Raw genomic sequence first — 21693 nt, 5'->3', positions numbered from 1 at the left:
GCTTTTTGTTCTCTATTTCCATTATAGCGAGTTGGAAGTAGTGAACATGCAAATATCTCTTGCGTGAAAACCAGCGTGGTTGTTGGGGATTTCGTAGCCACGCCGGTTTAGGGGCTTGACAGGAATTAGATCTGGGCCATGCCGCCGTCGACGAAGAGTTCTACGCCGTTGATAAAGCTGGAGTCGTCTGAGCCCAGGAAGAGAGCAGCGGTGGCGATCTCTTCGGGACGACCGATGGTGCCGCGTGGGACCTGGGTGGCCATTGCAGCTTTGAACTCATCTCCGAGTGGGTCGAGGATGGCGGTGTCGATGGGGCCGGGGCTGATGACGTTGACGCGGATCTTGCGGTCCTTAAGGTCGTTGAGCCAGGTGCGAGCGAAGGAGCGGACGGCGGCCTTGCTGGCTGCGTAGACGCCGAAGGCAGGGAAGCCCTTGATGCTGACGATGGAGCCGTTCAGGATGATGGAGCCGTTGTCGGAAAAGAGCGGGAGAGCCTTCTGGACGGTGAAGAGGGTGCCGCGAACGTTGAGGTCGAAGGTCTCATCGAAGTGCTTCTCGGTGACCTGACCGATGGGGGCGAACTCGCCGCGCCCGGCGCTGGCGAAGAGGATGTCGATCTTGCCCTTTTCCTTCTTGACGGTCTCGTAGAGGCGGTCGAGGTCGGCGAGGTTGGAGGCGTCGCCCTGCACGCCGGTCACGTTCTTACCGATGGCTTTGACGGCGGCGTCGAGCTTGTCCTGACTACGGCCGGTGATGAAGACGTACGCGCCTTCCTCGACGTACAGCTTGGCGGTTGCGAGAGCCATACCTGATGTGCCTGCCGTGATGACGGCTACTTTTCCTTCGAGCTTACCCATGACGATCTCCTTTGGTGTTCCGTCGGCCTGGTTGGCCGCGTTCACAACAAGAGATGGCGGAGGGGAATTCAAGGATTCAATAGTTCGGGAAATATGAACTATTGAAGCGAGATTTTCCTGTTCGCCCTCTAAGATAGAGGTGAGTACGTGAGACCGCTTATCCATCCCGAGATCGCCGATGTGCCGCTGGAGTTGATGCTTCATGCGCTGGCCGATCCTGTGCGCGTGGCGATCTTTGCCGACATTGTGAAGCAGGACTGCTCGCAGAGCTGTTCAAGCTTTCTGACTGTGGGCGAGAAGCAGATTCCGAAGTCGACACTCTCACAACACTTCAAGATTCTGCGTGAGGCGGGACTGATCCGCAGCGAGCGTCGCGGTGTGGAGATGCACAATACCTCTCGCTGCGCGGAGGTGGATGCACGCTATCCCGGAATGCTGGCTGCGATTGCAAATGCGCATCAGATTCAAATGAACGCGCGGGAGAAGACTACCGCGAAGAAGAGATCGACGCGTCGCTAAAGCAGGCACGATGGCGAAGGTTCTGCGTGCTTCCGTGTGTTCGAACCGATGTCGATCCGGCAGGTATAAGGCACGTACAATTTGAGTCAACTGAATAGCCGTATTGGAGACCCGAAGTATATGAGTGAGCTGAAAAATCCCCTCGACACGAGCCGACGTTCTTTTCTCAAAGCCACGGGGCTTGTGGCAGCAGCGGCGATTACGCCCGCGGCGCTTGAAGCACAGGAGCCGACTGTTGCGGCACAGGAGGTGACGGTTGCGCAGCACGCATCGACCAGGGGATCGGGGCTGGCGAGCCCGGTCACACTCGTAAGTATTTTGCAGGGAACGGATTCGACCCCGTCGTTCTCGCGGGGGAACACGCTACCGATTGCAGCACGACCGTTCGGCATGGCGCACTGGACGCTGCAGAGTTCGCCGAACTCGCCGTGGATGTTTCAACCGGGTCAGCGACGGATTCAGGGGTTTCGGTCGACGCACCAGTTGAGTCCCTGGCTTGGTGACTATGGGCAGGCGACGTTTCTGCCCGTGTGCGGCGCGCCGAACGTTGACTATGGTGCGCGGGCGACGTCGTACCGGCCGGAAGATTCGTTGCTATCTCCGCATCGGATGGGGATGCGGTTGCTGCGTTATGGCATCGATGCGGAGTTGATACCGACGGAGCGTGGAGCGCTGATCCACGCCAGTTATACAAAGGAGGAGATACCCGGGTTCGTCTTCGATGTTCCTGGGGAGAAGGTGCCAGCGCCGGAGCCCGACGCAGGGCAGCGCACGATTCGTTTTCGCTCGACTGCGAATTCCGGTGGCGTGCAGGAGGATTTTGCCTGTTATTACGTGCTGCAGTTTTCAGCGCCGTGGACGGCGATAGAACAGAAAGATTCGAAGAATTATCATTCGACGCACGTCAGCTTTGCGGAGAGTGTGCGGAAGCTGGATGTGCGGATTGCAACGTCTTTCATCTCTTTTGAGCAGGCCGATCGTAACCTGCAGCTTGAGCTCGGCACGAAGAGTGCGGACGCGCTGCGGGCCGAGGGAGAGCAGGTCTGGAACGGCTATCTGAAGCGCATCGAGGTGGAGGGTGCGACCGAAGAGCAGGAGCGGACGTTGTACTCGTGCCTGTATCGCACGCTGCTGTTTCCGCGGATGTGGCACGAACCGGATGCGAGTGGAGCGATGCAGCATCGCAGCCCGTATAACGGCAAAGTGGTGCCGGGCGTGATGTATGCCGATCATGGGTACTGGGATGTCTATCGAGCCTGGTACCCGATGATGTCGATCCTGTTTCCGGATCGACTAGGGGAGATTCTGCAGGCGTGGGTGAATGTGTTCAAGGAAGGCGGATGGTTGCCGCAGTTTCCGTGCCCTGGATATCGCGCGTGTATGACGGGAAGCCTTATTGATTCGCTGTTTGGCGAGGCGGCGGTGAAGGGGATCAAGGGCTTCGACATGGCTGCGGCGTACGAGGGTTTGAAGAAGCATGCGACGCAGCCGGGAAATCCGGATGCGGGTTATGGACGCCGAGGCATTGAAGAGTATTTGAAGTACAACTACGATCCGGCGGACAAGGTGGAGCAGTCGGCTGCGGAGACGGTGGATGCGGCTTATGGCGACTATTGCATTGCGCAGGTGGCAAAGGCGCTGGGTAAGAATGAAGACTATGCGATGTTCATGAAGCGTTCGGAGAACTGGAGGAAGATTTTCGATGCGAAGACGGGATTCTTTCGTGGAAAGAAGGCGGATGGGAGCTTTCTGGAGCCGTTCAGTCCGATTCGCTGGGGCGATCCGTATGTGGAGGGTGCGGCGTATCAGCACCGGTTCGACGCTCCTCACGCGATGCCTGCGCTGATCGAGGCGATGGGTGGCAGTGAGAAGGTCGTTGCAGAGCTCGAGAAGATGCTGACGATCTTCCCTGAGTTCGAGGTGGGGGCGTACGGGAGCGAGATCCATGAGATGTCGGAGATGGCGGCGATCAACTTTGGGCAGTATGCGCATAGCAATCAACCGTCGCACCACATTCTGTATGTGTTCACCCTGGCCGGTCGGCAGGACCGGACAGCGTACTGGGCGAAGCGGGTGATGGATGAGCTGTATACGCCGGATGTGTTTGCGGGCGACGAGGACACGGGGTCGATGGCGGCGTGGTATGTGCTGAGTTCGCTGGGGTTCTATCCGCTGTGCCCGAGCAAGCCGGAGTACGTGCTGGGAGCACCGCTGTTTCCGCGAGCGAAGGTGCATCTGCCGGAGGGGAAGACACTAGTCGTGGAAAATGCCTACACGGGCGGGCGCACGATTCGCACCTCGCTGGACGGGAAGCCGTTGCTGCACGGAACGCTTCAGCACGACGAGGTGAAGGCTGGGGGAAGGCTCCGTTTTTCGTAAGGCTGGGTCGCTTAGGTTGGTCGCTCGGGCTGGGGAATTGGTGCATCCAAGGAACCTTCGTTTTGAGTTTTCCACGACTTTGCGGGCCGGGGCGTGAGTTGGTGGGAGAAAGCGGTCTCGTGGACTTTCGCTTCAGGCGGTTTTGGTGGATAATAGTTGAGGACGAGCGTGTGCCTGACCGCTTTGTTCTCCCGTACCAAAAACCTCAGGAATAGGGCAGCAGGGGCCCATAATCCCTGCGTCGCGGCGTGTCGGCTGTAAGGCTGGCAAGCTGCTTGTTCACCGAAGTGGTGAGCCACTACGAAAGGAAGTATCCAATGCGCGAAATCGTAACCCTCCAGTGCCCCGACTGCAAGAACCGTAACTACTCGACGACCAAGAACAAGAAGACGACGACTGGCCGTCTCGAGTTCAAGAAGTTCTGCAATACGTGCCGCAAGCACACGCCGCACAAGGAAACGAAGTAGTTCTCAGATGTCTGTTCTCAGTTCTCGATATTTTTACCGAGATCTGAGCACTGAGAACTGACTCCTACAGGGGAGTAAGCTCAACGGTTAAACTGTCGGTCTCCAAAACCGAACTTCTCGGTTCGAATCCGAGCTCCCCTGCCATTTCCCTTCCAGAAGCGATAGTCTGATGGAAGCAGCAGATTTGAAGCACCGCGGCAGTAGACGTTCTCAGCAGTATTCAGGAGTAGCACCATGTCAACCGCAATCGAAACAAATGAGCCGGTAACGCCCACGCAGAAAGCCCTGGGACCGTTCGAGAAACTGTCGCATTTTCTGAAGGACACGCGCCAGGAGATGGAAAAGGTCACGACGCCGTCGCGCACGGAAGTGCAGTCGACGACGATCGTCGTTCTGGTGACGGTATTTTTGTTCGCCGGCTACTTTGCGCTGGTGGATCTCTTTTTGAGCAAGACGCTGGACAAATGGCTTCTTCACGCGACCAAGTAATTTGAGCTGGGAACAGGCAAGAGTAGTCGTTCCCCTGCTTCGCTGAAAGCGACGCACAAAGGTAAAGCGATATATGTCAGATGAGTTGATGAACGAGAACCTCGAAGCCGAGCAGTTGGTCGCAGAGTCCGTCGAAGGCGAAGGCATCGCGCTTCCTGCTGAAGAGGGCGAGGCAGCGGCAGCGCCGGTGAACGAGAACTTCAAGTGGTACATCATTCATGCGTACTCGGGTTTCGAGCGCAAGGTGAAGGAGTCGCTCGAGAGCCGCGTTCGCGCTTACCACCTGGAAGATCGTGTGGGTCGCATCGAGATTCCGACCGAGCCGACCACCGAGATGCGCAATGGCAAGAAGTACACGATCGACCGTGTGTTTCTGCCGGGCTATGTGTTTGTGGAGATGGCGCTCGATAACGAGCTGTGGCACGTGGTGAAGAACACGCCTCGCGTGACGGGCTTCCTACAGACGGGCGATCAGCCGAACGCGCTTTCCGAGCAGGAAGTGAACGCGATGCTGAACCGTTCGGACGTGACCAAGGACAAGCCGAAGATGAAGCTCAAGTTCGCCAAGGGCGAGCAGGTGCGCATCACGGATGGACCGTTCGCGAACTTCAATGGCGCTGTGGATGACGTGAACGAAGACAAGCAGACCCTAAAGGTCATGGTTTCGATCTTCGGCCGACCGACGCCGACCGAGGTTTCGTTCGCGAACGTCGAGAAGTCGGAAGAGTAGTAAAAGCAGGGAATAGGGAGTAGGCAGTAGAAAATGCCGACTCACCAGGACCGAAAGTTTAGGGAGACCAGCCGGGAAGCTTCGCCCGACCTTCTAACTCCCCGCAGTAGAAGTACAAAATTCGCGAGGTCGCTGACCCGCACAGAGAAGAAGGAATACGAACATGGCACCGAAGAAGATTACTGGTTACGTCAAGCTCCAGATCACCGCCGCGAAGGCGACTCCCGCTCCCCCGGTTGGCCCCGCGCTTGGTCAGGCACAGGTCAACATCATGGAGTTCTGCAAGCAGTTCAACGAGCGCACGAGCAAGGATCCGGGCCTCGCGGGCATGACCGTTCCGGTCGTGATCACTGTGTACGCGGACCGCACGTTCAGCTTCATCACCAAGACGCCTCCGGCGCCGGTGCTCCTGCTGAAGGCTGCTGGCATCGAGAAGGGTTCGGGCACGCCGAACAAGGACAAGAAGGGCAAGGTCACCGAGAAGCAGATTCTCGAGATCGCCAAGGTCAAGATGCCGGACATGAACGCGAACACGGTTGAGGCTGCAGCGAAGACTATTCGCGGCACCGCGCGTTCGATGGGCATCGAAGTCGTCGCCTAAGTTTTATCCGCTATAAGAGGTAGAAACAAATCAGGGCGCAGACACCTCTCGGTGTCTGCGCCCTGATTGTTTAAGTCGTCTGGGTGAAGATGAGGGGCGCGAGTTATATCCGCTCCCTCAGCGGCTACAGCCGCAGTGCAGAGAGAGCGGCGTGAACGCACGAGCTAAAGCTTTTGTGCTTGCACGCTCGATAGATAGGGAGTACTCCGCGTGTCTTTCTCTGAGGTGTAGCGGTGCTACCTGCAAATTCAAACGCAGATTCCCTGCGGGAATGACAAATCAAAAGGGGTGTCTAGGACTGCTGGAGTTGGGTGTAGATGCCGTCCCAGAGAGCGAGGCGGGCGGCGATCGCGGATTCTGCAGCGGAGGCTGCCTGCTCCCAGAGAGCTGCGTCGTTGCCGCAGAGGTCGGCGACCATGCGGAGCGAGAGCGGGCCGTGGTCTTCGCCGTCGACTTCGATGTGACGCTCGAGGTACCAGACGAATTTGCTCAGTGCGCCGGAGCGCTGCTGGTTGAGGTCGCGGACTAGTTCGCGGAAGATGTCGGGGATGACGTCTTCGCGACCGAAGGTGAAGGCGGAGGCCATGGCGGCGACGTTCCCGGAGCGGATGACGTCGAAGGTGGAGGCGACGAAGGCTCTGGCGGCGGGAGCGATGTTCAGCGTGGCGGGGTTGAAGGTATTGTTTGCTACGGCGTTCAGGACGGCACACATGGGGGCGGTGTCGGCACCGGCTTCGGACATGGCTTCAAGGTAGAGCTCAAAGTGGCTGATGGCGCGGTCTTCGAAGCGGTCACTCTCTTCACCGAGGACGATTTCGTTGATGAAGCGACGGCTTTCGGGGAAGGCAGACGGAACCCATGGGACGGAGACGCAGGTGAGGCTTGACTGCAGGGCTTTGAGCAGGGACATGAAGTCCCAGACGGCGAAGACGTGAGACTGCATGAAGAGCTGCAGGTGTTGCGGAGTGCGGATGCTGCTGTAGAGTGGGTGCGCGGTGAGGCGGGCGCGGAGTGGGGCGATGCGGGACTCGATGGCTTCGATGCCGGTGTGCGTTTGCGGGGCCTGAAGAACTTCCATGTAACTATTATCGTTGTTACGAGGGGAGGCGGCGATGACTGAATCCAAACGTGGGCCGGTACTGTCCAGTCTTGCTGGAAATCTGGCCGTTTTTATTGTGCTTCCGCTGGTGTTGAACGGGCTGATCTTCGGGTTGCGTTGGGACAGGGACACGCAAGCAGCGAAGGGGCAGATGGCAGGGATACCGCCGGGCTGGGTGGTGGGCGCGATCTGGATGGTGCTGTTTACGGCAATGGGTTTGGCGCGGTGGCTGCTGATCCGTCGAAATGCTGGGCGGCTGGTAGAAGGGCCGAGTCTGCTAGGGTTTTTGTGTCTGTTGTATCCGCTGTATACCGCTGGTTTGCAGAATGACAGCGTCGGGTTGGTGGGCAACATCGTGACGGCGGCAGTTGCGCTGCCGTTGGCGGTGCTGGTGTGGCGATGGTCGCGTGCGGCTACGGGATGTCTCTCCGCTGTTTGTGCGTGGCTGGTGTATGCGGCGGGCGCGACGGCGTACAGTCTGTTTCGCTAAAAGCCCTTCCATTGAGGTAGAAGGCGGCACGATAGATCGGGCTTCCAGCCCTCTTTCTTCTTCGTCATGCATACGTGGGGCTACGTCCCACGCTGGTATAGGGGCGGACCTCCGGCCCTGATGCCAGGATGTTCGAACCTTCAGAGAGCGTGTTCGCTGAAGGCCGAGAGACGTTCAGGGGAGGTCTTATTCATTCCTGAAGAGGTCGTGCCTGTTCTGACAAGACGCAGATTTCCTGCGGGAACGACAAACAAAGGCGAAAGGCAGACTCCCTGCGGGGATGATAAGAATATCGTAAATAAATCTAATCAAACAAGATAATTCTTCGATATTATCTGTACGAGTCCTGCACAGCTACTAGGATCCAACACGTTAGCAAGAAAATCTGCACAGAATCTGCACAGACCACCTGTGGAGGCGAACATGGCATTCGTCACCGACAAGACGGAGATTAAGCCGGGATTGATCCTCTTCCGGCGCGGCGACGTGGATCATCGGATGTGGTATTGCCGGATGAAGATCCCCAAGGCCGACCGCTACAAAACCGTTTCTCTCAAGACCACTGACCTCGAAGTGGCGCGCGAGCGCGCCTTCGATCAAGACGCAGACATCCGCTTTCGCTTGAAGCACGACGTTCCTGTGTTCAACCATCCCTTCCGTGAGGTGGCGCGAGAGTATCTGCTGACGCAGGAGGCGCGGGCTACCCGTGGAGAGATAAGCATGGCGCGACCGAAGAAGGTACGCGCCGTCCTCGAAGGCGCTTTGGACCGATATGTGGGTTCCACGCAGGTTCACCTGATCGGCGATGAACTTTGGGGCGGCTATCCGGCTTGGCGGCGTGAAAACGGCGCGGGTCGTAACCGGCGCAATGGCGTTCGGGAGGTCAGCGATGAGATGGCCCAAAACCTCGCAGACCATGAAGCCGAGCGCCGCACCAAGGTGCAGCATACCCTGGGTATTCGTGTGTTGAAGCCGATTGCAGTCAAGCCTTCCGAAGAACGGGTGGTCCCCTTTATCAGTGATTCCACGATCCGCTTTGAGATGTCCATCTTTGGCGCAGTGATGAACTACGCCATCAAGAAACACTACGTTCCAGCCAGCCAGCGCTTCGATGAGCGTCCCAAGCTCAAGTCGATGCGGCGCGATGAGTTCACGCTGGAGGAGTACCGCAAGCTCCACACTGTCGGCAGAAAGTGGATTGGTGAGGCGGAGAAGCCTTCAAGCATCTGGTACCGCACCATCACCTACAACATGATCCTGATTGCGTGCAATACAGGCATGAGGCCAGCGGAGATGAAGAACCTGCGCTGGCGGGACATCATGTCTGCAAACGACCGCGAAGGTCGAGAGATCGTTGTGTTGTTTGTGCAGGGAAAGGGCAAGTCCCGCAAGCTGGTTGCGCCGAAGAGTGTTGGTGATTATCTAGAACGCATCCGGGCTACCTCCAAAGCTACAGAATTGAATGATCGAGTCTTTACCAATGTCTCGGGCAAGCCATCGAAGACTCTCTATAGCAAACTGATAGCCGATCTTCTGGACGAAGCGAAACTGCGCGAAGGCACGCAGGGCGTGCCGCGCTCGACCTATTGCTTTCGGCATACCTATGCCACGCTGCGTTTGCAGGAAGGCGTGGACGTGTACTTCCTCGCCGAGCAGATGGGGACGTCTGTACACATGATTGAACAGCACTATGGGCACGTGAACACGATCAAGCACGCCGACCGCGTTTTGCAGGGCATGGCGGGATGGGAGCTGCCGCAACCGGACGACGCCAAGGCAAAGGCGTCGAAAGCTGCGGCGACTCACGATCAAGCCAAACGTGGTCAGCGCAACAGGCCGCGCTGACCGGCTACTCCAGAAGCCGTCTTTGGCCGGAGCCGCTGGCGGAGGCAGGCGAAGGGAGTTCGATACTTAAACCCATCTCCAGATGAAGGTTCTGATTTGCCGCTGCCCCGCTGGGGCGTTCTTAGCGGTGAATCTTGAGTGCACGAGCCGCCGCTGGCGGCTGTCTTCGTGCGCTCTCTCAAGGCGAAGAGTCCGGGTTCGAGCCCCGATAACGTAAACAAAAGAAACCGTTTACAAACACTGTGAAAAGACCAGAAGTGCTCGGGATACAAAAGGGATGGACCGCATTCGGTGTATCCCTTTTCGTTTATGGAATCCTGTGGGCAAATGGAAGTCGAGGAGTTTCTTCATCAAAATCGGAGTCACGCAGGCGGGTGTCCTTCGCGAACACCGAAGGATGCAACTCCTCGTCCTACGAGATCTATCCGCATCGCCTGACGCTCATTTCACCGAACGAATCCTTGACCGGTGGGCCTCGGACGAGGATCGAGCCATTCTTGAAGCGTGGTCGCCTACCCTGTGTGTTCGCGTCAGGGTAGGCTGACTAATTTACGCAGCGGGTTCCGATACAGCTTTCTTCGCAGGCGCTGGCTTTGGAGCCTTTTTCGTCACAGCCTTCGCAGCCTTCTTTGCTTTCACCGTCTTCATCGGCGTCACAGACTTTGCAGGTGCCACTGCTTTTGCAGCCTTCTTGTCGGCTTTGTGCTTGGCCGCCCAACGCTTTGCCTGAGCAGCAGCAATCGCTGCACGGCCTTCAGGCGTCATCACACGCTTCGTTGACTTCTTAACAGTCTTAGCTGCATTCGTGCTACCTGCTGGGCGTCCACGCTTCTTTGCGACCGGAGTTGATGTGGCTGAGGACGACTCATTGATAGAAGCGATAGCTGCTCGTGCCGCTTCTAGTTGTGCTATCTGGTTGTCAATGTCAGAAATGATGCTAGAAATATCCATTTCTAGATTCTACATTCAGTATTTTTAGATTCTGACGAATCCCTTTTATTTGGTCTCTCTGCCAACACCTTTATAGATAGAGGGTTCCGCTTCTTACATCGCTGAGCGATTCTCCTCCGATCTACGACCAGAGGTAGCCATCTCCCTGATTCCTTCCTCGGTTAAATCACGGGTATCGACGGTAGCTATTGCTCCTTCATCACTTTTAGTTTAAGGATCACATCTCATGAGTTTCAAGACAGTCGTTACAGACATCGGTAAGGTGTCACTCAATATCGTTGACGCTCACTACGTCTCCGAAGCAGAAGAAAGACGGGATTGTCAGCCGGAACGATTCCTGGATGCAGCATCTACATCGGCAGAACGCTGTCGAAGGGCTGTGGTTCACCTTACGGGAGACGCTCAAGGACTTCGATACTAAGAGGTACAAGCTGATTCATGAGAGAGCGCTCGATGCACCGGGTGACGAACTAGGGGATGTGATCGATGCTGAGTTTGCCAAAGTGTTCGACCACGTTGTGAGCCTTATGCAGGTTTTGCACGGGTCGCGGGTGTCGATTGGAAAGAGGTCACAGCTGTGGAACCGCCTTGAGGGCTTGAGGTGTTTGGCGAAGATGATTTACCGGAGGATAGACTTGAGTTGTTCGAGTCTGGTGTGACCGCAGAGGACACACAAGACTGAGGTCATCGGCGTGTAAAATCTTTGGACTATGAAGAGATACATCTGGCTGTTCGTCTATCTACTGGCGGTTTCGCTTCCAGTCACCGGTCTCCACGCATGGTACGAGACAACATCCATAGGTAAGGACGTGTCCTATCCGATTTGGCTCCGCTTGCCTTACCTATTAGTGGGATGGCCTGAGGGGGTGACAGTCTGGGCTTTGTTGCTCACGTTGCTTGCTATCGCGGAACAGACAAGCGAGACCCGCACAGCAGCACAAGCGGCCTTAAGGCAAGTGAACATTCAGGCTACTGGCATGAGGCAATGGGTAGATGTAGAAGTCATTGACTGCCGAGTTCAGACTTGGCGAGAGGGAACGTCTCACCCATTCGCGGTAAATATCAGCTTCCAAGCGGTCAACAACACACCCAATGTCTTTACGATTTTAAAAGTGGAAACTGCCATAAATCAGTACTCGGACAGCACAGAGGTTTTCATTATCGAGACCAATACGGATTTGTCTTCTAAGAAAGAAAGCGAATCGAGCCGTTACCCCTTTTATGTTCCGACCCAAATGCCTTCGGAGGAACAAATTTCCGCTGGAACGGTTCTGACGTTGAACGGGCAAATCACGTTTATAGATTGTTTGGGTGAGAAACGCTGTCAAGCCTTCGGGGGACTTTACGCTTGCAGAATAGGGTATGTCGAGAAAATGTCGGCGTCAGGTATCGTTCCTGACCGTATTCTGAAGTCAGGAATTTACCTTCCGGGTGTCGACTCATAGCCAGACCGGTAGCGTGCGATGATTTAGCTTTCGCTGAACCGGGGTGACGTGTATCTTAGCCTCAGAAAATTCCACCAGCGAGGATCGTTAGATGAATCGTCGTAATTTCGTAATTTCTGGTGCTTCAACGTTATTGCTACCTTCAGTGCCCTATGCGGGTAAGTCAAAGTCCAGCTTACTAAGAACGCAATTTCTAGGTATAGGTCACACGTCGGTGAACGCTTGGACGCTATGGACACAAACCCAATACATGTCTCAGAACCTCACTCTCGTTGACGGAAGTCCCTCACCGTCCCCCACTATCCCGACACTACAATGGCGAAACTATGCGTATGCGGGTGATTGGCAGCTCCGCACGACTGCTGGCGATTTATTGGCAATGTTGCATAATGTCAACCTGCTTTTCAAATATGATCCCTCCTACCCGAGCCTAAATCCTTCCGTAGCCATATTCACCTGTACGATTACGACGGCGAACAAGAATGGGCATTTCTGGCAGACGGATCAGTATCCTCTACCAGTTTTCGGTCTAAGCATCATGGGCAAGAGCGGCTATGAAATTATGCCCCTCAAGTATCTGGGTGACTTTAAATGTATGCCTTGGGATGTTCCGGTCAACTTTCAGTTCAGCTTTGACCCCTCTCAGTGGGACGCAATCAATTACGCCACGATAAATGTGGGCAGGTCGCCGAATTGCATTTGGCGGAGACACGATCAAGGCTGAGACGGCTTTGTCGGAGGGTGTGGTGTCAAGCTGCATCGACCCACTCCCTCCCCTTAGCAACCCGCATACGTAGCTCACAGGCTGTCTAGGGTTCACTGAACCTGTCACCGTTAGGTGCGATGGCAGAAACGCGCCGACGGCCTCTATGCGCCTACAGGAGGGGTCTCCGACCGTGCTTGTCATCTGCTCCTTGGGGGCGGGCGCGTTTCAGTCGGACGGTAATGCTCAGCCATGGATCGGAGAGCGTTGACCAGACGGGCGGGGGAAATGACGTTTCCCTTGGCAGGGTCAGTCCAGTACTGGGACGGGTGCTACTTGAAGTGGTAGAGCAGGATAAATACCGCACACCGTAGCAAGGAGTCGCATGGGCTGGAAATGGGCTAAAGCTTCTCTCAAGGCGAAGAGTCTGGGTTTGAACCCCGCTAACGCTAACAAAAGTAGCTACTTACAGCCACCTTGAAAAGTCCAGAAACTCTGGGGATACGAAAGGGATACGCCGAGTCCAGGCGTATTCTTTTTGATTTTGCGTAGCACAATTAGCTTGCGCTCGGTCGGTGCGGTATTAATGGGTGGGATTTGCTTACGAAGGACAGGATGGTTCCGTACGATTCGATCTCGTAGAATTCAGGATCACATCTTCCTCAAATCCGACCTAGGTGGCTGATACATGAAGCGAGTCATTCGATTTGTAGCAGTCGTCACACTTTGCGTGGCTTGTAGCACATATTCCAGAGCCCAGTCTGTCATCACGTTCATTCCCCCTCCGCAGCGTCACCCCGGGCAGTTCATTGGGATTCTGAAGCTGCAACCGCTGGGCGACGGAGTAAACATGAAGCTGCTGGAACCTTTTGGTTATAAGAGCCCTACGGAGCAGAGTCTCACGGCTCAGGCCGGTTTCACCACGGACGGAGCATCTATCCCGAGGGCTCTGTGGACCGCCGTCGGCTCACCATTCACAGGCAAATACCTTCCTGCGGCAGTTATTCACGATGTTGGCTGCAAGACCCATCAGTACACTTGGCAAGATACCGACCGGATGTTCTACGACGCGATGCTGGATGCGGGCGAGAGCGAGCATCACGCGAAGTTGCTCTACTGGGGAGTAGTGTTCGGTGGGCCACACTGGGTTAGCGGAATAGCGCAAGGGAACACTGTAGCGGAGCTGAATCGAAAGGTTGCATCTGTGGGTGGTCAGCCCGTTGGCTTGCCTATGCAACTGGCAGGGCCACTGGCGCTAAAGTTTGCGATTCCGCTTCCTCCTAAGACCGTGTTGCAAAAGGCAGACGTGAAGAAGTTTGACAAATTTCTTAGGTCAAGGGAAAAGGAAGGACGCCCAGTGGATTTGCGTGAGATAGATGCTCTTGCTCCACCAGATCCAGAGTTGGTGCCGCAATCGATCCGGTCGCCGGAAGTTGCGCCGTTACTACCCTCGAAGCATTAGATCAAGCCCGACACGATCTCAACCACTTTCACGAATTGGGAGGAATAGCCTTGCTACTGACTCTGGTTCCTTATGTGGCATCACTTTTGGCTTTCGGTCTACAACAATTCACAAACGATTCAAGCGGTTTGTGCAGTTCTGGCACTCATCGGCGTCGTATTTTACGCGACTTAAACAAGAACGATCCGGGATACGACCCTGGACCATGGTATTGCAAGCCGGCGTCCTTATTTTCAGGCAGAAGAGTGGGTGGACACAACTAAGGCCAAGCAGTTCAAAGCGAGAGCGATTACCAATTCCGGAACTGTGGCTCCGGGATCGCTCTAGCGGGTGTCTTGGCGATTTCTCAACGAGCCTGACGCGCCCCTGGTCACCGTTGGCAGTTGTGCAGTAGGTCAAGTGAAGTTCCCTACACTGGAGTGAAATGTGTAGTTCGAGCTCGAACAGATTTTCGAGAAAGGCGGTCTGCTTTGAATATACCGATACGGCTAAGAAGCGCTACTGGTCCACTCTGACGATGATCCCTATGGCATATGGTAGCTATCCGGGAGGCAGGAACCAGCGAGCAGACCTTCAATCGCTGGAAGGCGAAGTACGCGGGCCTGGAGGCCGATCAGGTTCGCCAGATGGCTCAGTTGCAGGAAGAGAACCTTCGGCTGAAGAAGTCTGTGGCCGAGCTAGTGCTGAATAAGACGATGCTGCAGGATGTGCTCTAAATAAAATTGGTGAAGCCTTCGCGGCATGGGCCGATGGTGGATCGACTGATGAGCAGTTACGGGGCGAGTGAACGGCGTGCCTGCCGTGTTCTGTGCGTGAAGCGTGGAACGTATCGCTACCGGAGTTGCCTCGATCCACGAACTGAGCTGCGGATGCGTATCCGCGAGATCGCTCAGGCAAGAGTGCGCTACGGATACCGCAAGATCCGCGTGCTGATGAACTGCGAAGGCTGGGATGTAGGCAAGTATCCGGTGTACCGGTTGTGCAAAGAAGAAGGCTTGATGCTGAAGCGGATGAAGCCTGCCGGCAAGCGCAAGGCCGCGCGTCCACGCGAAGAGAAGCTCAAGCCGACCGTCCCGGATCAGGCGTGGAGCATGGACTTCGTGTTGGAACAGTTGCAGAATGGGGCTCGGTTCCGCTCTCTGACCATCGTCGATGTCTACACACGAGAAGCGGTGGCAATCGAGGTCGGCTAGCGCTTGAAGGGAGACGATGTGGTGCGCACGCTGAACGCTGGGTTATGAAGCATACTGCTTCGTTTTAAATGCGCATAAGGAACATGACAAAAGGAGTTCTTGTTTCGATTAAAGCTATTGCGTTTCAAGAGGTTTGTGCTAACTTGGGGTGGTCATTTCAAATGCACTCTCGGAGCAAGTCATGTGCCAGCGGCCAGTCCCTGCCTTTATGTTTTCGCGCATATTTAGCAATGCCAATCAAGTATTACTTTCAGAAAGACGTCGAGTTTCAAAGAGGCCACTGGTACTTAGGAACCTCTTTCTGGTGCTAACAGGAGTATTTCTCTGTATTAGTTTTCGAGCGTCATCACAGCTTCCCGACCCCACAACCCTCGCAAACATTCCAGTCCCGGGAGTTGGACATTCTTACATTGGGTTGGGAACTGAAACAGTCGACCCGGCAAGTGGAAGCGTGGTATTCCGACTACCTGTCGACGCCCCTTCTGGGAGACAGCTAAGTTTTCCATTCGCGATCAAATACGAAGAATCTGTGCCGTTCGTCATCGTGGGAAGCGCACAGCAAACCGGTGCCGCAACTGGTGCGCTCGCTTACACCACGCGTCGTGTACAGGACTCAACCTCGGAGCCGTTCAGCTTAAACGGCTGGGCCTATACTCTGCCCTATTACCAAGCAAATGCGTCTGTTTATCAAACTCAGGCAAAGCCCGGTGGATGCGGAAATCCCAACGTTGGCAGCGGATGCAACGGGGGAAGTCTCGACTATTGCTGGAAAGCAACAAACTACAGCTATCAAGGCCTAGAAGGTCGCGTGTATGCTCTCAGCGTCCAAAATACTTGGCCCGATCCTTCTAATAGTTTTACGAGCCAAACGACGTTCTGTGGAGCGTGGGGACAGGGTGGAGGTGGGAGCGGTGATCGGAATAGCGGAATACGCCTCTCAACCCTTTCAGCATCGGATGGACCAAGTGTCCAACCTACTGCAACAATCACCGAGGAAGATGGAAAAATATATATATTTCCCAAAGTCGTAGCTGGATATAGTCCCGTAATCACTACCGGTGGGTCGTTCGCATCTCTCGCTCAGAGCGTTACAGACAGAAACGGGAATCAAATTGTATACAACGCTTCAGGGGTGCCTCAGTCTCTAGGCCCAAGTACGAGTGGCTCATACTTAGATACTCTCGGTCATCCAATCATTAGCTGGAGCGGGCTGGGCAATCCAGCCGGGGATACTCTATCAATATTTGGCCATCCAAACAATGTGACAGTCCACTGGACTACCGCTAATGTTACATTTCCATCTCAGCCAGGAAACATTAGTGTCGTAAATGGCTCATGTGGTATTGGCTCAACTGCCCCACAGCCAATCTCAGTAGTGAGTGAAATAGATCTGCCTAACCAAACCAGCTATAAGTTTACCTATGGCGGAACATGGGGGAGACTCATTAAAATTCAATTTCCCGACGGAGGATATGTTCGCTACGACTGGGGAGTGGCACCAAGGGCTAGCGATGTCAGGACATTTTGGCAAGTCCTTACTGGCGGAACACAGCAGAACTGTGAATACTTAGCAGATGCCGCCGCTATCGTTGGCCGGCATGTAAGCTACGATGGCAGCACCGAGGTTCTCAATCAGACCTTCTCGTATGCGACTAACTGGCCCTCTTATTCTACGAGTACCGCATATGTGTGGCAATCAAAGACAACGGTTGTCAACACTACGGATGTCGTCTCAGGTCAATCATCTACCCAAACATACACATATGGCTCGGTCGGCCCATTCAATACCTCAGAGGGACTAGATCAAGCGATGGTAGAGACTTCCATAGCTACTCAGGACGGAAACGGGAACACCTTGCTAACCGAAAACCAAGCGTGGACTGATAAGTACACCAAGGTTGCGTCCCAGATCATTGACGATCAAGGCAATACCACGACTAAGTTGATGTGCCCAGACCAGTGGAACAGACCACTTAACACATATGAATATGGCTTCACGGGCGATGGTCCGATATCTTCGCTGCCCAACTGCAGCTCTCTCCAAAACTATAGCGGAACTCCTTCGGGGAGCCTCGCCTTTGGACTAAATACCTCAGCAATCGGTCCGCTCTTGCGACAAACTGCGTATACCTATTCTAGTGCTCTAACGTTCAATGACATCCTCAATTCTCCGATCCGTGTGATTACGGAGGATGCAAATGGAGCGCGCCAAGCCGAAGTTGATTATGGCTATGACGAATCACAGGTCATTCCTTCGGGTACTTCAGTAGGTCTCGTCTCACCCCCATCGAGCACCAGAGGCAATCTGACATCTATCAGCAAATGGCTCAACACTTCGGGTGGATTCATTAAAAAGAGCTTTACATACTTCGACACAGGTAATCTGAGTACGATCACTGACGGTTGCGGGAACACAACCTGTACGGATTTGATTGACACAAATCACACAACTAGTCTTACATATCGGGACACCACGCTGTCTGGGGCTGCGTCCACCGATACCGAGTCATTTATCACGAAGGTTTTGCTTCCGACACCGAGCAGTGGAGTAGGGCAAACATTAAACTACACGTGGGATTACAGCACATCATTGTTGACATCAAAAACCGATCCCAACGGTCAACAGACACAGTATAGCTATAACGATCCCCTAACCCGCCTGACTGACATCTATGATCCCGCGTCTACTCAGAACAACAACACACTTCCACATACGTCCTATCGATACACTGATGGTAGTCAGCCAGCTGTCACCCAAGTTAATCCAATTGGCATTACGTCAATAGATTCATTTGATGGCATGGGCCATAAAGTCAGGCATCAATTGACAACGGGCGCAACTGCGGAATATACGGACACTCAATACACGGGTCTCGGCCAAGTTTATAGCGTTAGCAATCCGTATCGTAGTTATACCGAGACAAGTGACGGTAAGACTGTATATTCCTATGATGCACTGGGCAGAAAGCTATTGGAATCCCATCTTGATGGCACGTCCCATGGGTGGAGCTATCTAGGAAATCTAACATTGGAAACGGATGAGGCTGGAAATAACTGGGCGAGAACCGTAGATTCACTAGGTAGACTTTCACAGGTTCGCGAAAGCGTCCAGCTTTCAACGGGTCCGGTTGCTAATCGCGCCGGAGGCCCCAGCTGCGGTCTCGTATGCAGCCCCAAAACCCAAATAACTGGTGGTTTGCTTACCACCTACACGTATGACTTGCTAAACAATCTGACCCTAGTCAACCAGGTTGGCGATGGAGTTAACGATGTAGCTCGAACACGAAGTTTTACATATGACTCTCTTTCTCGTTTGGTGACTTCTCTAAATCCGGAGACCCATCTAATTTGCTATGGGCAGTTGACCACGGGAACATGCCAGAATAGCTATGACGCCAATAATAACCTCCAGTACAAAACTGATGGTAGAGGTAGCACCGTCAGTTACACCTACGATGCGCTGAATAGAATACTCACTGAAACCGCCTCAGACCTTAGTCGTTCATTTAGCTATGATTCCTCAATGTTGGCAAGCGGCATTCCAGCAACGAATCCTAAAGGAAGAGTCGTTCAGATGAGCAACAATAACGGTGCTATTGAGTCGTATTCCTATGACTCAATGGGCCGGATTACTTCGGAGCAAGAATGTGTCGCTATCGGGTGCGGCACGGTTAATGCGCAATACGATGTCGCGGGGAACATGGTTTACCTGAAGTACCCGGACGGTCTAATTATCACGCAAAATCCCGATGCCGCTGGGCGCTTACAGACCATCAAGAATGGGAATTCGGGTAGTCAGAGTGTTGCATATTTCACTGCGACGTCATACTGGCCGTCTGGCAATCTCCAATCGGCAATCTTAGGAAATGGAATTACTGAAAACACTACCCTCAACTCGCGTTTACAGCCTTGTCGTGTTTACAACTCCAACCCTGCATACTGGGCTCCCGCCGGCGGCGGAAATCTCTTTGATCTCTCGCTCTTCTACAGCCAGAGTACTGCTAGTAACTGTGGTTCCGAAGCAGCCAATAACGGGAACGTCTGGGGAGTTATTGACAACATACAGTCGGGGCGCTCTCAAATGTTCTCTTACGACTCGCTAAATCGACTTACGGGTGCTTATTCCGCAGACGGACTCTATAACCACAAATACAATTATGATTCATTCGGCAATATGACTTTGCAGGATAATCTAAATCCTAGTACCTCAATTATTTACAAGCCAAATCCTCAGACGAATCAAATTCTGAAGTCTCATGTGGGAGACGTGGCGTCGGCCTACACCGATTTCTCGTATGACGTAGCCGGCAATTTATATCAAACGAACGATGGGATTTCAGCAGCAATCAACTACAACTACGATAGTCTCGAGCAGCTGACCCAAGTCAGTGGAGGGGCTACCGGCTCATACCAGTATGACGCCTCGGGTAATCGCACAACTAAGCAGACTGCGACGAAGGTGGTGGACTATATGTACTTCTCTGGTTTACCCATTGCTGAATATGACCAGAGCGGCTCTTGGGCGGACTATATATATGCGAATGGTCAGCGTGTGGCTAAAACGGCCAATTCGGCCCCGGTTTTGGCTCTGACTGTGAACGTCGACGCAGGAAGCGGACAAGGAAGAGCCTATTTCGATGATCCTCAACTGCAGGGCTATACCGTTCAGACTGGGGACAAACTTCAGTGGAGTCAATATCAGAGCTTCACTTCCGCCGCTGGCATAATTATTCAAGCCAGCAATGGAGTGACCACAGAATTTAACACAGCGAATGAAGATCAATATGGGATGTGGTCAAATACCACCAACTTTCAGGGTGTTTGGGAAACTCGAACAGTTGACCTAAGCGATCTCGTGGGCAGTCAGATTACTCACTTTGAGTTCGGCGAAAGTGGTTATGCAATGGGCAACAGTTTTGTCCAATATAGGAACGCGTCGATCGTATCGGCAGATGGCACTGTCCATTCCGCTTTCAATGGACAGCCTATAAGTCTCACGCCTATGCCTGACAATACAATGGCAACCGCACAGGTTTCGTTTCCAAACGCAGTAGCGATTGACCCCTCAGGAGCAACACACTATTACCTGTCAGATCAGCTTAGAACTGTACAAATGGAGATGGACGAGACTGGCAACGTTCTGTGGCAAGGGCGGTTCACTCCCTTCGGTCAAGAGATGGTCGGCTCGAATGCCTACAACTTCTTCGGCCCACAACCACCCGATGGTACTGACAACCACTATAAGTTCACCGGCAAAGAAAGAGACGCAGAATCAGGACTCGACTACTTCGGTGCGCGCTATTACGGTTCGAGCATGGGACGATGGATGAGCCCCGACTGGGCAGCAAAGGCTGAGCCTGTGCCTTATGCGAAGCTCGGTGATCCACAGTCGCTAAACCTGTATCAGTACGTGGGCAATAATCCGCTCAGCAGAGCGGATGCGGATGGACACGACTTCTGGGACAAGTTAGTGAACTTGGCTCATGGAAATGGATGGCACGATACAGCCGCACCAGCGCCTGCACCGACGCCAGCTCCGAAGCCGCCGACGCCTCAGCAAGTAAAAGGGGCAGGCCCGACTGTCATCGCGCCCGGACCAAAATATAACTCCGCCGATGCAGCAGGAAAGACCGCTGTCAATGGCATCAATCCGACATCGGTTCAGCAGAACACTGAATACGCTGGGCGGGTCTATCAGAACGCGGATGGCACATACGGAACGACGCCCCCCAACAGAGGCGATACGGCAAGCTCTCAGCCCGGAGCAGTGCCAGATGGAACAGCCAATGCGGGCATGTATCACACACACGGCGGCCCCGATCCGCGATATGACAACGAACACTTTTCGGACATACACAATGCTGATGGAACGCGATCTGGAGACATCCCCTTCGCGCAGAGAGAGGGCGTCCCGAGCTATTTAGGAACTCCCGCCGGACAGGTGTTGAAGTACGATCCTTCGACGAATAGCGTCCAACAGTTGCAACCACCAACGCCGCAGTAGGCAAGGGAGACCGTATGCGATTAGCAATAGCTGCTCTTGTGTTGTTTTCAAATCTCGGAGGTACCTTAGCCTTGCAAGCTACTTCGCACGCGCCTTCAAACGGCTATGTTCCCGACGAACGAACGGCGGTTGCAATCGCCGAAGCAGTGTTGGTTCCGATCTACGGAGAGAAAACAATCTCCGGAGAGAAGCCCTTCCACGCTAAGGTCACCGGAGACACATGGGTGGTCAATGGAACTCTTCCAGCGGGAAGCTTGGGCGGCGTCGCGACGGTCGAGCTATCCCGGAAAGACGGCCACATAATCTCGGTAACTCACAGCAGGTGACTCGCTCTTGGCCTGCCCGAGCTTTTGAACCATCTTGCGTGTTAGTGTAGCGCAGCTATCTCTGTGTTCAGATAACCGCCATTAGGGGTGTGGGGAGGCGGGATGAGCGTAGCGATTCCCGCCTCCCCACACC

18 protein-coding genes and 1 tRNA gene are annotated in these 21693 nt (G+C 54.3%); 16 read left to right on the top strand and 3 right to left on the bottom strand.

Going from position 1 to position 21693, the window contains the following annotated elements:
- Positions 1 to 125: 125 nt before the first annotated feature.
- Entirely contained in the window at positions 126 to 857 is a 732-nt protein-coding gene (locus OHL14_RS00345) for an SDR family oxidoreductase (RefSeq protein WP_263377314.1), read from the bottom strand.
- A 147-nt stretch (positions 858 to 1004) separates the two neighbouring features.
- Here OHL14_RS00345 and OHL14_RS00340 point away from each other — a divergent pair, with 147 nt between their 5' ends.
- The 7 genes from OHL14_RS00340 to rplK all read left to right on the top strand — a co-directional run bounded on the left by OHL14_RS00340 (position 1005) and on the right by rplK (position 6042).
- The gene (locus OHL14_RS00340; protein WP_263377313.1) at positions 1005 to 1376 is read left to right on the top strand and encodes an ArsR/SmtB family transcription factor; all 372 of its coding nucleotides are present in this window, start codon (positions 1005 to 1007) and stop codon (positions 1374 to 1376) included.
- Positions 1377 to 1496: 120 nt separating this feature from the next.
- A complete protein-coding gene (locus OHL14_RS00335) occupies positions 1497 to 3755 on the top strand; it encodes a GH92 family glycosyl hydrolase (protein WP_263377312.1) in 2259 nt (752 codons plus the stop codon).
- Positions 3756 to 4072: 317 nt separating this feature from the next.
- Positions 4073 to 4222 carry a 50S ribosomal protein L33 gene (gene rpmG, locus OHL14_RS00330; RefSeq protein WP_182277814.1) on the top strand — a complete coding sequence of 50 codons (150 nt, stop codon included), beginning with the start codon at positions 4073 to 4075 and terminating at the stop codon, positions 4220 to 4222.
- Between the two features lie 68 nt (positions 4223 to 4290).
- Positions 4291 to 4366, top strand: a tRNA-Trp gene (locus tag OHL14_RS00325).
- A gap of 90 nt (positions 4367 to 4456) precedes the next feature.
- On the top strand, positions 4457 to 4711 hold the full coding sequence (gene secE, locus OHL14_RS00320) for a preprotein translocase subunit SecE (RefSeq protein WP_263377311.1): 255 nt from the start codon (positions 4457 to 4459) through the stop codon (positions 4709 to 4711).
- Between the two features lie 73 nt (positions 4712 to 4784).
- The gene (gene nusG / locus OHL14_RS00315; protein WP_263377310.1) at positions 4785 to 5441 is read left to right on the top strand and encodes a transcription termination/antitermination protein NusG; all 657 of its coding nucleotides are present in this window, start codon (positions 4785 to 4787) and stop codon (positions 5439 to 5441) included.
- Positions 5442 to 5604: 163 nt separating this feature from the next.
- Complete coding sequence (rplK, locus tag OHL14_RS00310; RefSeq protein WP_263377309.1) at positions 5605 to 6042, top strand: 50S ribosomal protein L11; 438 nt, start codon at positions 5605 to 5607, stop codon at positions 6040 to 6042.
- 292 nt (positions 6043 to 6334) lie between these two features.
- Here rplK and OHL14_RS00305 read toward each other — a convergent pair whose 3' ends face one another.
- A complete protein-coding gene (locus OHL14_RS00305) occupies positions 6335 to 7120 on the bottom strand; it encodes a DUF3050 domain-containing protein (RefSeq protein ID WP_263377308.1) in 786 nt (261 codons plus the stop codon).
- Positions 7121 to 7154: 34 nt separating this feature from the next.
- On the opposite strand from OHL14_RS00305, the gene OHL14_RS00300 reads away from it, so the two are divergent.
- Entirely contained in the window at positions 7155 to 7631 is a 477-nt protein-coding gene (locus tag OHL14_RS00300; protein WP_263377307.1) for a tryptophan-rich sensory protein, read from the top strand.
- 423 nt (positions 7632 to 8054) lie between these two features.
- Positions 8055 to 9476: a tyrosine-type recombinase/integrase gene (locus OHL14_RS00295; protein ID WP_263377306.1), complete on the top strand. Its 1422-nt coding sequence runs from the start codon at positions 8055 to 8057 to the stop codon at positions 9474 to 9476.
- 549 nt (positions 9477 to 10025) lie between these two features.
- Here the strand turns inward: OHL14_RS00295 and OHL14_RS00290 are convergent.
- Entirely contained in the window at positions 10026 to 10427 is a 402-nt protein-coding gene (locus OHL14_RS00290) for a hypothetical protein (RefSeq protein ID WP_263377305.1), read from the bottom strand.
- Positions 10428 to 10705: 278 nt separating this feature from the next.
- On the opposite strand from OHL14_RS00290, the gene OHL14_RS00285 reads away from it, so the two are divergent.
- The 7 genes from OHL14_RS00285 (at position 10706) to OHL14_RS00255 (ending at position 21560) form a co-directional block, all read left to right on the top strand.
- Positions 10706 to 11086 (top strand): hypothetical protein, encoded by a 381-nt coding sequence (locus OHL14_RS00285; RefSeq protein ID WP_263377304.1) that lies wholly within the window; start codon positions 10706 to 10708, stop codon positions 11084 to 11086.
- A 51-nt stretch (positions 11087 to 11137) separates the two neighbouring features.
- Positions 11138 to 11872: a hypothetical protein gene (locus OHL14_RS00280; protein WP_263377303.1), complete on the top strand. Its 735-nt coding sequence runs from the start codon at positions 11138 to 11140 to the stop codon at positions 11870 to 11872.
- Between the two features lie 1553 nt (positions 11873 to 13425).
- Positions 13426 to 14037 (top strand): DUF1353 domain-containing protein, encoded by a 612-nt coding sequence (locus tag OHL14_RS00275; protein WP_263377302.1) that lies wholly within the window; start codon positions 13426 to 13428, stop codon positions 14035 to 14037.
- 533 nt (positions 14038 to 14570) lie between these two features.
- Positions 14571 to 14753 (top strand): transposase, encoded by a 183-nt coding sequence (locus OHL14_RS00270; RefSeq protein ID WP_263377301.1) that lies wholly within the window; start codon positions 14571 to 14573, stop codon positions 14751 to 14753.
- A gap of 9 nt (positions 14754 to 14762) precedes the next feature.
- The gene (locus OHL14_RS00265; RefSeq protein ID WP_263377300.1) at positions 14763 to 15230 is read left to right on the top strand and encodes an IS3 family transposase; all 468 of its coding nucleotides are present in this window, start codon (positions 14763 to 14765) and stop codon (positions 15228 to 15230) included.
- A gap of 1375 nt (positions 15231 to 16605) precedes the next feature.
- Positions 16606 to 21234: a DUF4329 domain-containing protein gene (locus OHL14_RS00260; RefSeq protein WP_263377299.1), complete on the top strand. Its 4629-nt coding sequence runs from the start codon at positions 16606 to 16608 to the stop codon at positions 21232 to 21234.
- Positions 21235 to 21248: 14 nt separating this feature from the next.
- Positions 21249 to 21560 carry a YbbC/YhhH family protein gene (locus OHL14_RS00255; protein WP_263377298.1) on the top strand — a complete coding sequence of 104 codons (312 nt, stop codon included), beginning with the start codon at positions 21249 to 21251 and terminating at the stop codon, positions 21558 to 21560.
- Positions 21561 to 21693 lie beyond the last annotated feature (133 nt).

The organism is Granulicella paludicola (assembly GCF_025685545.1).
Taxonomy (GTDB): domain Bacteria; phylum Acidobacteriota; class Terriglobia; order Terriglobales; family Acidobacteriaceae; genus Granulicella; species Granulicella paludicola.
This window is presented reverse-complemented; position numbering and strand designations above follow the sequence as displayed.